The 12,934-nt window shown below is 37.8% G+C and carries 16 protein-coding genes; 4 read left to right on the top strand and 12 right to left on the bottom strand.

Translation table 11 applies throughout. The features are described from left to right. Nucleotides 1-172 precede the first annotated feature (172 nt). Together KNO69_RS15150 and KNO69_RS15145 are read right to left on the bottom strand one after the other, a co-directional pair. Nucleotides 173-1,354, bottom strand: a complete 1,182-nt coding sequence (locus tag KNO69_RS15150) for a DNA cytosine methyltransferase (RefSeq protein ID WP_214818996.1) — start codon at nt 1,352-1,354, stop codon at nt 173-175. 84 nt (nt 1,355-1,438) lie between these two features. Next, nucleotides 1,439-2,092 carry a hypothetical protein gene (locus tag KNO69_RS15145; protein ID WP_214818993.1) on the bottom strand — a complete coding sequence of 218 codons (654 nt, stop codon included), beginning with the start codon at nt 2,090-2,092 and terminating at the stop codon, nt 1,439-1,441. A 454-nt stretch (nt 2,093-2,546) separates the two neighbouring features. On the opposite strand from KNO69_RS15145, the gene KNO69_RS15140 reads away from it, so the two are divergent. After that, nucleotides 2,547-3,584 (top strand): hypothetical protein, encoded by a 1,038-nt coding sequence (locus KNO69_RS15140; protein ID WP_214818991.1) that lies wholly within the window; start codon nt 2,547-2,549, stop codon nt 3,582-3,584. 811 nt (nt 3,585-4,395) lie between these two features. Here the strand turns inward: KNO69_RS15140 and KNO69_RS15135 are convergent. The 7 genes from KNO69_RS15135 to KNO69_RS15105 form a co-directional block, all read right to left on the bottom strand. Continuing rightward, on the bottom strand, nt 4,396-4,557 hold the full coding sequence (locus KNO69_RS15135; RefSeq protein WP_214818989.1) for a hypothetical protein: 162 nt from the start codon (nt 4,555-4,557) through the stop codon (nt 4,396-4,398). Beyond that, entirely contained in the window at nt 4,554-4,745 is a 192-nt protein-coding gene (locus KNO69_RS15130; RefSeq protein ID WP_214818987.1) for a hypothetical protein, read from the bottom strand. Before KNO69_RS15130 ends, KNO69_RS15135 begins: the two co-directional genes overlap by 4 nt. A gap of 78 nt (nt 4,746-4,823) precedes the next feature. Next, nucleotides 4,824-5,462, bottom strand: coding sequence for a hypothetical protein (locus KNO69_RS15125; protein ID WP_214818985.1), 639 nt, complete (start codon nt 5,460-5,462; stop codon nt 4,824-4,826). 22 nt (nt 5,463-5,484) lie between these two features. After that, nucleotides 5,485-5,910 (bottom strand): phBC6A51 family helix-turn-helix protein, encoded by a 426-nt coding sequence (locus KNO69_RS15120; protein ID WP_214818983.1) that lies wholly within the window; start codon nt 5,908-5,910, stop codon nt 5,485-5,487. After that, on the bottom strand, nt 5,898-6,167 hold the full coding sequence (locus KNO69_RS15115) for a helix-turn-helix domain-containing protein (RefSeq protein ID WP_214818981.1): 270 nt from the start codon (nt 6,165-6,167) through the stop codon (nt 5,898-5,900). The genes KNO69_RS15120 and KNO69_RS15115 overlap by 13 nt, the downstream gene beginning before the upstream one ends. Before the next feature lie 249 nt (nt 6,168-6,416). Then, complete coding sequence (locus KNO69_RS15110) at nt 6,417-6,710, bottom strand: hypothetical protein (protein WP_214818979.1); 294 nt, start codon at nt 6,708-6,710, stop codon at nt 6,417-6,419. Next, on the bottom strand, nt 6,703-7,500 hold the full coding sequence (locus KNO69_RS15105; protein WP_214818978.1) for a ParA family protein: 798 nt from the start codon (nt 7,498-7,500) through the stop codon (nt 6,703-6,705). Before KNO69_RS15105 ends, KNO69_RS15110 begins: the two co-directional genes overlap by 8 nt. 196 nt (nt 7,501-7,696) lie before the next feature. Here KNO69_RS15105 and KNO69_RS15100 point away from each other — a divergent pair, with 196 nt between their 5' ends. Next, on the top strand, nt 7,697-8,305 hold the full coding sequence (locus KNO69_RS15100; RefSeq protein ID WP_214818976.1) for a recombinase family protein: 609 nt from the start codon (nt 7,697-7,699) through the stop codon (nt 8,303-8,305). 671 nt (nt 8,306-8,976) lie between these two features. Here the strand turns inward: KNO69_RS15100 and KNO69_RS15095 are convergent. Then, nucleotides 8,977-9,213 carry a hypothetical protein gene (locus KNO69_RS15095; RefSeq protein WP_214818975.1) on the bottom strand — a complete coding sequence of 79 codons (237 nt, stop codon included), beginning with the start codon at nt 9,211-9,213 and terminating at the stop codon, nt 8,977-8,979. Nucleotides 9,214-9,318: 105 nt separating this feature from the next. Here KNO69_RS15095 and KNO69_RS15090 point away from each other — a divergent pair, with 105 nt between their 5' ends. Next, complete coding sequence (locus tag KNO69_RS15090) at nt 9,319-9,621, top strand: hypothetical protein (protein WP_214818974.1); 303 nt, start codon at nt 9,319-9,321, stop codon at nt 9,619-9,621. Between the two features lie 436 nt (nt 9,622-10,057). Here KNO69_RS15090 and KNO69_RS15085 read toward each other — a convergent pair whose 3' ends face one another. After that, nucleotides 10,058-10,933 carry a hypothetical protein gene (locus KNO69_RS15085; RefSeq protein WP_214818973.1) on the bottom strand — a complete coding sequence of 292 codons (876 nt, stop codon included), beginning with the start codon at nt 10,931-10,933 and terminating at the stop codon, nt 10,058-10,060. A 445-nt stretch (nt 10,934-11,378) separates the two neighbouring features. Then, complete coding sequence (locus tag KNO69_RS15080) at nt 11,379-11,714, bottom strand: hypothetical protein (protein WP_214818972.1); 336 nt, start codon at nt 11,712-11,714, stop codon at nt 11,379-11,381. 405 nt (nt 11,715-12,119) lie between these two features. Here KNO69_RS15080 and KNO69_RS15075 point away from each other — a divergent pair, with 405 nt between their 5' ends. Then, a complete protein-coding gene (locus tag KNO69_RS15075) occupies nt 12,120-12,926 on the top strand; it encodes a hypothetical protein (protein WP_214818971.1) in 807 nt (268 codons plus the stop codon). The last annotated feature ends 8 nt before the right edge of the window (nt 12,927-12,934 follow it).

Raw genomic sequence — 12,934 nt, 5'->3', positions numbered from 1 at the left:
TTAATAGGACATAAAGAGTTATGGAAAGAGAAAAATGAGGAGGAAGCAGAATATAGATCCCCATTTAGCAGTGAGGAATGATGATATAAGCCCTAAGAGGGCTTTTTTAAATTATGAAATATGATTGTTCAAATCCAAGAAAAAAGACGGGTTGCCCCGTCAGTTCGTAATCTTAAAGTGCTTCTTCAAGTTCTTTTTTAGCAACTGATTCAATCACTTTTTTATGTTCAGTGTTATAGTATGCTTTCAAATAATCTGCAATTGGTTGGGCAATGGCTTTTGCAAGTAGACAAGGAACTGCGTTTCCAATCTGTTTGTAGATAGAACCTAAGCTTCCTTTCCAAATATAATCTTTCGGGAAAGTTTGAATCAATGCACATTCAACGGCTGATAGTCTTCTGTGTTCTGATGTTTCCGGTAGGATCCATTCATCTGTTCCTACCTTTACCATAGCTTCACCACTAGGGTGTAAAGGTGCATGACGCCCACTGGCTTGTATCGTGAAGCTTACTTCATCCCATGAACGCTTTCTGTTACGGCTAAGGTATCGTGAAGAGAATCCACTTTCGTATACTTCACCAACTTCATCGGGTGTTAAGTGTCCGATTGCGTCTTTCAAAGTTACATAAGGTTTTTCTCCTAGCAAATCAGTACCATGAGTTGGTACAGGAAGTTCATATTTAAACTGCTTGCTAATATCTTGTCGAACTCCGATGATGAAGACCCGTTCTCTGTCTTGTGGTACTCCATAATCTTTTGCATTTACTAGATGATAAGTTACCTCGTAACCTTGGTTTTTGAAGTCATCAACCATTGCTTCAATTACACGTCCATCTTGCATTGTGACCATGCCTTTTACGTTTTCGGCTATGAAGAACTTGGGGCTAGAAGAACGCAAAGCACGTACAAATTCTTTGTATAAGAAGTTACGTTCATCTGCCACTAGTCTGTTTCCTGCTAAAGAAAAACCTTGGCAAGGGTAGCCCCCTACCACCATATCTGCTTCGGGGAATGATTTTACATTCCTTACATCGCCACGTTCAACGTACGTATCGGGATTGTTAGCCATGTAAGTTTCGCAAGCGTCTTTGTCCTTCTCATTAGCCCAAACAGTCTTGAACCCTGCCATATGAAGCCCTACATCTAAACCGCCGGCACCGGCGAAGAGGGAAACCACGGAGAAAGGTAACGCAGTTTCGACACTTCTATTTACGTATTCACTATATCCAATGCTAAGTAATTCTAGAATGGCGTCAGAAAGCGATCTGTTTTCCTTCTCTGCCAAAGACTCTACCTTTTTAAGTAATTCTCTATGCTTAGATTGCGATAGAGAGATTAGTTGTGTTTTTTTCATAAAACAAACGCCCTCCGAACGGTACTTTATTTATATATACAATAAGTGTACCAAACGAAGGGTCTATGTCAATTATTTTTACTTTCAGTTGTTAAGTACCGAATGACGATAGACATAGAAGGTATGTACATCCCCGTTAACATCTTCTTTTGTAACTTCCCCATCTAAAATCAACTCTTGGTCAAATTCAGTAAGGTTACTGTATTGCGAAATTAAGGAGATTCCAGGAACAGTCCGTAATGGACTTGGGAATGAATACATCTTACGATAACGAATTACACCATCTCCATAGTCACCAAATCCAGTATCTTGGTCATTTGAATGGGCAAAAGCCATTTCTCTATCATGGTTGAAGAAATCTCCGTCACAAATAGTGAAATCTTCTAAATACCCGTAGTTTCTATCTTTTGAATACTTTGCCACCGCATAATAGCATTCCCCTTCGTATGCCCCATGTTTGAATCCACCGCAAGGAATGGTTGAATTGAACTGAATTTGACCGTTAGTCTTTAATGATTTTAGTTCTATACCTAACCCATTGATAATCAAGTCAGGGTGGGCATTAGCACCTAATTTAAGAGGTTCGTATTCTTCGAGTCCATCTTCAAACCAATCACTGAATAACTCATTGTTTCCTTTTAGATAAATATTCGGATGTCGGTGCCGTGCTAACTGGTGGCACTTGATAGAAAACACTTGAGTGACCAACCAAACACTTTCTTCAATACTGATAGGCATTTTATGCACTCCTTAATAGTTGTCATTTCGTACATCTTGTACTTAGTTGAGGAAAAAAATGTAATCACATATTTCATTTTACTATGTAGGTATCGGACTATCTATAGAAGCATAACTTTTAGAGAAGATAAGCTACGTAACATCCGGACGTTATTTTTGGTGTACGTATATTCGATTGCCAGTGTGTACGGCGTGATACACCCCTTCCCCCGTATACCCCGGTCTTCGCTTATCTGCACTTGAACAATCATATTCGAATACACGCAAAATATAGCATCTACTTTAGGGAAGGGATTACGGGAAAAACAAACGGCTTCACTAAGCGATTTTGATTTGCAGCATTCTTCTTCCCTTTAACCAATGTTTTAGGGAATATCTCAAAGAATTGAGTTCAGTGTGCGGAGTTAAAAAATACTATAAAATGTAATAGAGAGATACAAGAGGAGGTTTTGATTTGGATAGCTTTGAAATGATTGCATTATCTAAAATAGCAACTGTAATGAACAACCAGGTTGTGTTGCCTACTACCAATAACTCTATGTGGGAAAGGATCTTATCTAACGCTGGGGTCAGTCACCTGTACTCCTCCTACCACAAAAGACTTGATCCTATAAGTTACTCAGGATTTTATCCAAATAAAAACCCTGAGTTCACAGAATTTTATTCTGCAATTAGAGTTATATTTAGCAGCGTTTATAATGCAGGAAGAAGCGTAGAAAGATTACAAATATTGTTCTCTGAAATCGTGTCAGAGATTAAAATATTAAACGTATTTAAAGAGGGCTACTGGGAAGACAGTTTATATGTAGACGATTTTGAAATAGAGGAGAAACTAAAAAGATCTTCTGACGAAAGGATTCAAAGTCTTATAATTGAAGGTGCAAATGAGGATTTCAGAACTCTAGTTAATAACTTAAACGTATTTAACTTAGATGTTAAATACGTTGACGGTAAGTTTAGAGTGATTCCATTTACAAATCAAACTACACATACCCCGAGAAATCCTTCATCTATCGATTCCTGGTTAATTCGGGAGTATCCAGAACTATCAAAATTGTATCAAGAAGCAATTAAAAACTACATCGATGGTAAAAATGTTTCGTGTATCTCTAATTGCAGAAACATTATCACGGGATTGTTTAGCCACTTTAAAGATGATGGAGATACCAAGTGGGTCAAAGGATTACTTAATTTAAGTACCGACGCACACATTGAAGAAGTTAAAGTGCCTAACAATATTATGCAAGGAACTGCTGATAAGGGCATAGTATTTCAGACGGATCGTAGGTTTGAATACTCACGGTTTAAACTCTTTTATCAACTTTACTCAATCACTTCTAATTTAGGACCACATATTACAGAGGGGCCGAAAATTGACGGTACCTTATATCGAGAGACAGTATCAAATTACGACGCACTTTTATGTTTACGGATGACGGAAGACACCATAGTTTGGGTGAAAGAACGATTAAAGACCTATAACCAGTCTTAAACTGTTCGTTAAATATAAGGTGATTTTTATCAAAACTAACTGAATGTTTTTTTAACCGCTTTTATTAACTATAACGTCCTTTATGTCATGCGGTTTTACTGTAAAGCTTTTTAACTTGACAAAAATAGTTAAATGCAGTTAAAAAAACATTCCTTTTTTTAACCGTTATATTAGGGCTAGTTAATCATCTGGATTGATTACATTCGTACGATTTATTGTAGACTCGTCCAATGAAGTTGATAACTGAAATCTTCCCGTTGTGTAGAATAGATATTTCTATGAGATTAATGTTTCACTTTATGAATCATTGATGTTACTGCGTTTGCAGGTATATGGGATTGATAGCTTCCCATTCGATTGATTTCACGGCGGCACACTTTGGGCAGGTTTCTTGGTCTTTCTCCCTCGTCATATCATATTCAATTACAGTCCTCACAATCACTAATACATACACCAACGTGCCTTAATGTTGAATGTGATCAAACGACATTAACGTTAATCTACTCTAAACACATACAACGTATAACAAATAGCGATTTATTGTAGTACAAGTATAACAATCAACTATAATTAACAACTTGAATATTGTTATTCAAAATAGACACAAAAAAAAGAGGGAACATCAACTCATTACAAGCCGTGTCCCCCTGTCCTCGCCGGTATTCTATTGTTCATTTACGCTTGCTACCAAATAGTCGATTATGTGCGTCATTCATTTGTTTAGCCGTTGAAGGTTTGTATGTGCCTTTGTTGGTGCGTCTACTCGTCTTAGCTACATTGCCACATCCGATATTCTTATTACTTCGTGCCATTATTTGTACCCCTTCATCATCTTCTCGATTGGTGTCAAAGGACGATCTTCGTCTTTGTCTAAGTTAATGAACCCGGCTTCCTGCTGATTCTCTTTATCCTTTTCTTTCAAACGTAGTTCTTCATATCCTTGTGCCATTAATTCATACGCTGATTTCTTCATACTTGTACATCTCCCTTTTCATCTTCTACACACTGATTACACTTAATCGTCCAATGAATCTGATACTTCTGTTTCTTAGTCGGATCCGAAGAGAACTCTTCTAACAATTTGACGGCTTGGCAACCGGTACATAGTCGAGAAACAACCTTGTTTGATTCTTTATGGACATATAGAGTTACTAACTCCATGTGCATTCACCCTTTCTAATTACAAAAATAAAGACGGGGCAGTGAACCCCGTCCAATAGATATAAGAGGTGGAAACTCTTACTTTTTAAATGCGTCTTTGTTTTGTGCCGTGATGAATGTTAGCTTACCTTCATCAAGGGCTGCTTCAAATTCATCGCCATAAATCAACGGTGAATACCGTTCTGCTACTTGATAACGTTGGTGTAAGAAAAGCTTGTTATGATCTCTAGGATCCGGCATACGTAAGCCCAACTTATTATGAATGTCTTGGAATGTACGACGGTACTCACTTACATAGGCACGTTCCTTATTATGATATTCAATAAGCTTGTTAAGGTAAGCCAACTTTAAGTCATTAAGTTCTGCGAACAGTTCGTTAAACTCTTCTTTCTTTTCCTGCGTAAACTGGCGGCGTTCTTTCTCTACATCGTTCTTAGACTTCTTCAATTCCGATTCAATTGCTACATCAATCTTGGATAGCAATTCATAAGATTCTTTTAACTCTTCTTCCACCTTCATACGGTCATTGCGTATTTTCTTAGAAGGTTCACTACCTTCAATAATTGCTTGGTTAAAGTCATCTTGTTCCGCTTGATACAATGCTTCATGATCTTCTTTCAACTCTTCAATCTTAGTAAGGAGTTTTTTCTTACGTTCTTCGCCCTTCTCAACTAACTTGTTAATCTTCTTAATCGTGTCGCCTTTGAATAAATCCATCATGTAATCTCCCTCTCCGTTATTACTTAACTCGTTGTAGTGGTAGTTCATCATTAATGAGTGCTTCTAACTCGGAAATGTCTTCACTTGAAAAACCGCTTTTTACTCGATTATCACTATCTGTCGTATTTAGTATTTCTTGTTTATCAATAAGACCAATCTTATCTCGGTGAATCTTGGCGTAGAGTTCCATATGTTTGAATGATCCTGCTGCCATCTTTTCTTTCAGAACTTCATAAAAGATTTCTAAGTCGTTAGCACTCAATTCTTTTCGGAAGTTAGCGTGAAGTTCCTTACCTTCTTTACTGTTCTTCCATGTAGACAATGTTTTACGACTGATTCCATGTGACGAAGCCACTTCTTCCATTGTTTCTCCTGCTACTGAACGTTCAAAGAACTCTTTTAAAATCTGTTTCTGCTTTCCGGTTAACGGTCTTACTTTTTCCATTCGTCAAACTTCCCTTCTGCATTTTCTACAATGATTTGAATAGCTACTAGTTCGGCGTCACTCACCTTTAGATGTTTACGTAACCCTCGAATGATACGAATTTCATGCATACGTGTGATTCCAATACGTTCACGTTCCATTTTGGATAAATAGCGATTATCAATCCGAACCATGTCCGCAAACTCTTGTAGCGATACATCTCGAATCTCCCGTGCAATTCGGATTGCCTTACCTCGTAAAATAAACTCATGTTGCACTACCTGTTCTCTCCCTTCTGTTCTTGGTGCGATAAAGTACAAAAATGTAACCTCTTTAGGTAAAAAAAATAAGCAGGGCAACTATTTAAGTCGCCACTGCTTCGAGGTGTCTATTCATTTCTTCCTACTCTTATAGCAAGCTAAAAGCCCTTTTAACTATGAAAAATCTGCTTTGTAACATATTTGTTATATTGAAATAGTATTAGTTTTGTACAAAAAAAGGACGCTTTTCACGCCCTTCGTTTATCTTCAATCACGTTCTGCTGCTTCTTTCTGTTCCAATAAATCTAATGCTTTAGTAAGTGCGTCCGAAGTGATTTCAGACTTAAATCCTTTACCGTATCGTTTAGCCGCACGATCTAAACGTTTCGCAACTTCTTCATCTACTAGGATTGTAAGGCGTGTTTTGCCTGTTTTGTCCTTCGCCTTCTCTTTCTTCGTCTTGAATTTCGACAAGTCTAAGAAGTCGTTTGACGGCACTTCTTCTTCCTGTTTTCTTTCGTTCGGTACATTAGCAAACTGGTTAGGTACTTTCTTACTCATGTATGATCTCTCCCATCAATTCATAATACGCATTTAATAGTTCTTTATCTCTCGCACTTCCTTTATCAGATAACACGGCAGGTTTCCCTTCAATTGCTACTGATTCGGCGTACTTAATGGATTGCTTGATAGTCGTGTTTAACATCGGAACCCCGATAGCTTCACAATACTGCTTCGTTTGCTTCATCAACTCTTTGTGAAGAAACGTATTCCGCACCATTGTAGCCAACACACCGGCTATTACAATCGGATTCTTACGACGTTCATTGTAATACTCAACCATATCAACGGCTTTGCGTAATCCTTTCAACGCAAACGGTTCTAATTGAAGAGGAATGATTACCTTGTCCGTGATACTTAGAATGTTCCCAACGTTCAAAGAGTAAGCCGGGGGCGTGTCTATCAGAATGTAGTCGTAATCGTTTCTCACGTCACGTATAGCGTCCTTGAGAAGTTCGAAGGGCTTTATCCCCTCTCGTTCGTAGTTCGTCCATATGCGGTAATCTAGGTCGTTCAGTTCGTTCTTTGCTGGAACTATATCCATGTTATGTAGTATCGTCTGCTTCACTTCATGGAACGTCTTATCTCCCATGTACACGTCATACAAAGAGTATGGTAACGCTTCTGAATCAATTCCGAATGAGTCCGATAAGTTCCCTTGTGGATCTGATTCGATTAACAAGATCCGTTTATCCGGATAGGTCTTGGCAATCGCACTTCCTAAGTTACTGACGATTGAAGTTTTCAATACGCCACCCTTCGAAATGGTTACAGTAATAATCTCTCCCACAACGTAGCCCCCTTCCGTAGATTGTCTATATTCATTATACACGTTTGTTTAAAAACGTATAGTTTCCACATAAACATTATACTATAACTTTATAGTTGTATTATTAACTACAACAATACACTTGTATTAAGTTAAAAAAGGGTGTAAGATAACATTAAATTAACCGACAAATCACTTGATACACGGGGGTTTACATATGAACACACTTGAAGAAAAAGTTGCTACTGGACGTAAGGTCGCATATCTCCGAATTTCGACGGGGTCACAACGAATTGACCGACAAAGAGAAGCTTTAGAAGAGGTTGGTTGTACTGTGTTTTACGAAGAAACAATGTCCGGAACTGTTCGAAATCGTCCGGCACTCACTCAAATGATTGAAGAATTAGAAGAAGGTGACACGGTTTATATTGTCGAAATTTCACGCCTTTCTCGGTCATCAATCGACTTACAGAACATCGTCAAAGAGATTGGCGAGAAGAAGGCGAACCTAGTCAGCCTTAATGACAAATGGTTAGATACTACTTCACCTTCCGGACAGATGATCTTCACTGTCATGAGTGCAGTCGTTCAATTTGAACGGGATATGATTAGCGAACGTACAAAAGACGGTATGAAGAGTGCGAAGAGAAGAGGAAGCAAGGTTGGGCGTCCAAAGGTTGATTCGGACAAAGTGAACTATGCTATCAAGCTTTATAAAGAGAACTTGGAAACGAAGCAGTATAGCGTCAATCAGATTTGCAGACTTTCGGAAGTATCGAAACCGACACTGTACAAGAAGTTACGTGAAAAGGGCATAATTGAATAATCATATACAAAAAAAGAAGCCCCCGGATCCGGTTAAGGAAACGAGGGCTTTTTCATGTGCAATTCTTAGAAAGGAGTGTCAAACATCGCACGAAACAAGAAGAAGGAATTGTATATAAAGCGATACTACAAAGATGTAACACCGCTATGTTTCTAGTTCTATTATTGTAAATCTATATGTATTAATCTTATCTGTTTTGTACATAAGCAGTTTATGAACGAAGTGAATAAACACGCCGTAAGGCGTAATTACTCTTTTAGTTCTTTTACAAAAGAACATACCTATCCATTAAATCTAATTACTTGTCGCTAAAGCGACTGTTTTAATAACTATTATTTTTAATATCTCTTATATCTCTTATGTATATAGGCATTCAGAGGGGTTTCTGTACAATCACGTATCTAAACTTTTTTTCAAAGCAATACCACGAAGTGCCGAAAACCCTTCTGCCCCAACGGTTTCAAGCTTTATTAAGTTTCAGTAACAAACTAGTAAGATATTAGCAGCGATTCTTTCGACTCGATCTGTATTGTGTTTAATAACTATGTCGAATCGCATAGTATCAACGTTCTTAATGTTTATCATTCACACACCACAAGGGAGTGTGACCCATAACTTGTTGCCAAACAAATGTATAAAAAAAACCTCACCATAAGCGAGGTTCCATATCTTTATCGTGTCAATTGTGCGTTATAGAATACTCCAGACGGATATTCCCAAAACTCACCCGTCACTTCCCACGTATGACCGCATTCCGGGCATTCTACATTCCCTTTGAAGTCGTATTGAATTTCAACATCACCATTCCGTTCATGTGAAGCCACTTCTTCTACGTCTTCAAACTCAACTCGTTCATGAAACTCTTCTCCGCATTCCGGACAAGTAAAATCAAATGAAGCTTCTTCCATGCCAGCACCTCTAATTCAGTATTATTCGTGATTTAATGTCACAAGTGATTAATACCCTCCCAACATTAAATATGAACCAGTGTGAAAGAGAGGTAAAAAAACACTATGAAATACGAAAATAAAGTAAATTACTCCAAAGAACGATTAAATCAACAAATAATCAAAAGCATACAAGAAAAAAAGTTGAGTTGGACGGAAATTGCAAAGAAGCATGATGTAAGTTTTCAATACGTTCAATCTGTAAATTCAACACATAGAGTGCAAACTCAATCGGAAAACATTGCTAAGGGTAACTTACATCATTCCTATCGAGGTTGTAGAATGACTGACGGAAAGCCCTCACCTGTAAAGACATACAACATTCGAGATCTGACGCCGGAAGAACGCAAAGAATTAAAATTAGAATAAGAAAGAGTGTTGTGAGGTGTTTTTTGACGCCGTAGGACGCCCTCGACAGTCTTTCTAATAGTTCTGAATGCTAGAACCTTCAAGAATGCTTAAAAGCCCATACAGAAGCCCTCAACGCTTATAATGAATGGTGAATTATAATATGATTATTGATTGTTATACTTGAACTTTATCATTCAACTATTACTGTGCTTTTTGTGATGACTAGTTTTTTACGCATTTCTACAAGTGATTTTATAAGCCATAGGAAGCCGTATAAGGTGTTTTAAGGGGCTACACACCTTTGTGTACTCTTTATTAATCAAAAGCCCATACAGGCGATTACAGGCGTTCTGAAGACCCCTCATCACTCGTTTTTATGTTATTCATTGAATGTGAACAGAAATGGCTACTTTATTTAATTGGAATGCACTCTTAAAACACGTCCTGCGTCTATTCAGTAGATCGGGGCGTTTTCTTCTGCTTCAATCAGTTCTTCCATAGCTGCGTTTTCTACAATTTGCTTGAATGCATTCGTGAAATATCCAACTGGACGGCGTACAGAAGTACCATATTCGCTTAGTTTGCGTTCTTTTCGTACCAATGCGTTGATTGCTTCACTTGCAAATGCTTCGAAATTAGCTTTTGTAACGAACTCATAGCCGCCTTTGTAGTATGAATCCATGATATGTACCGCATTTAAGAAGCAATCTTCGATAATATCTGCACTATTGTAGAATGGTTTAAGCTTGTTTACTAAGAACTTAGGAACAAAACTTTGTACATATGTATAATCACGTTTCTTACGTAAAGAACTTAAAGTATTTTTTGAAGTATTAGAGAGAGAAGTATCCCCCTCGATTTCCGGCGTCTGAACGGCTTGGTTGTGCGGTGTTTCGGCGTTTTCTCGTTCCGTCAATTGTTCGTCTTTTCGTTCCGTCAATTGTTCTGAATCACTAAACAATTCAAAGATGAAGATGTTGTTCCCTTTCAAGTTCCGGCGACGTTCTGATGTACTACCTTGTTTCGTTTCGATAGTCTTGATAATGCCTAACTTCTTCGCCTTCCGGATCGCCCGTTCAAATGTCGAACGGCTAGGAACATACATTTCGCCCTTGCGTTTGATTAGGTCTTTAATGATCGTACCGATCTTCGCATAGACAACCCCTACAACCTTAGCCCCCCAGTTCTTTAGGGTCTTTAGTGCAATCAGTTCACCCTTACTGAAAGCGTCACGGTGTTGCTTCATAGCGATGTAGAATGATTCGTTGAATTCGTCCAATGAGTTGAAGCGTTGCAGCTTCTTGATGTCTTCGAGTTGGTTGTTATACACGACGAAAAGTCCTCCTATTGTCTAGGAAGACTTCACCCCTTCGGTACACCTAAATACTTTTCGTTATAATCTGAATATATGAATTGATAGACTTTACCCTTGAAATAACGGATAGCCGTATATATAATAGACTTACAACGAAAAGTCATAGGGCTTTCCCGAATTGCTGGCAGGCGTGGGGGGAAGTCCTCTTTTTTTGTTCTTTTTTATGTATTACCTTCGATAACCATCTGAAATTACGGCTATGCGTAATCAGTGAATCACTTTCTATTGTGAATTAATCTTATTCTACTAAAACCCTTCCAATACTACAATACCAGCTTTACAAACTCTTCCTTTCGCCCTATCAGATGCAACGAAACAACGATGAATGTACCCTAACCCAACTCAATGCAATACACGTTCCTATATACACATAAGAAAGACGGGTTGCCCCGTCATTTCATCAGTTGTATCCGAGATTGGCAAAATAAAATTCTTCGTCTTGATCGTCCATTTCTTTTAAAGCCGCTTCTTCTGCTTTGTCGAACTTGATAGATTTAATAATGTTTACTGAATATGTACTTACGACTTCCCATACGTGAGAGTTATCTTCGATGTATTCTGCAAGATCACGGTAAGCGACAACTACAACACGGTTCGCCCCTGCAACGTATTTGATGTTCTCGATTGTACCCGGTTGTTTTGATTGAAGGTTATGTAAGTCGAACATCGCTTCTGCCATTAGTCCACGATCACTTACGCCTTCCAATGTGTACACGATTCCTTCTACCTTGTTCATCTTAAAATCCCCCTTGAATATTGTTTTTCAAAAGATATTTGCGGCTTCCAGTCATCGGTTATATGTATATACGCCCCGTGAGGTGCAGTGAGTTTTGACTACATGGGCAATCTATCGTTGGAAGTAAATAAGAAGCCGTTCACACCGTTTGTTTTTCCATACCTTACGTAATTCATTGTAGATCGTTTGATTCCTTTCCGTAAAACGGTCTTGTTTTACATAAGCCCTAGCGTTGTTTCAAACAAGCCCTAGTGTTGTTTGCGATAAGCCGGGTGTAAATCACAATTTTCGACATAAGTATAGCTGCTGCGTGTGCCTTGAATTATGATAATAAAGAGGATTACCAAAAAATAGTATGTCCTTTTACGGTTATACACTATTACGGAGTTGAAGGTGATGTTAATAATGAATGTGGTTCTTGGTGCAGTGGGGGCGAAAGAAGCGACTGCAATGGATAAGTTTGTAGACTTCTTTGATAAATTTGATCCGGTTACAACTGCTTTTTTAGCATTGTTTAATTTAATTTTAGTCTTCATTGTTTTTCGCTTCACTAGAAAAATGAGTCAGTCAAAACTTTCTATTTCTCCCGAATCAAGAAATCTTTTTTTAGCAGAGGATGACTTTGAAAAATTAAATGAAGAAGTAGAAAACAAAATTAGAATCCCACATTATGCAAAGCATTTTGAGTTTGAGGGTGAGGGTTTCCCAATTCCAATATTCGATTTGGTTTACAACCCTCAAATGATATCTATTAGAGTAAAGAATCGTGGAGATTTGCCATCTACTAATATTAATATTGTTTTAAAATTGAAAATCTATAAATCGAAAATCACTTACGATAATCAGGAACTAGAATTTTTAGATGTTATTGATGCAAAGAGAGAATTGCAGATTACTGAAAAGTACCATATTAAAATTCCATATATGGGGGCAGATGAAGAACGTGTGTATGAACTTTTTGACGTTCATGGTCAAATTCGTGAAGCTGAACTTATTTTAGAGAAAATCAAAGCTAACGGACATACTTATTATAAACAAGGATTAATCACTCGTTGGTTTAGACCGACGATAATAAACCATTACGAACATCCGTATATAAATCATTTAGGGGATAACAATGATTACATGAAATTAATAGGACATAAAGAGTTATGGAAAGAGAAAAATGAGGAGGAAGCAGAATATAGATCCCCATTTAGCAGTGAGGAATGATGATATAA

This window comes from Exiguobacterium sp. s131 (genome assembly GCF_018617345.1).
Classification (GTDB): Bacteria; Bacillota; Bacilli; order Exiguobacteriales; family Exiguobacteriaceae; genus Exiguobacterium; species Exiguobacterium profundum.
The sequence above is the reverse complement of the archived record's forward strand: the minus strand, read 5'-3'. Positions and strand labels throughout refer to the sequence as shown.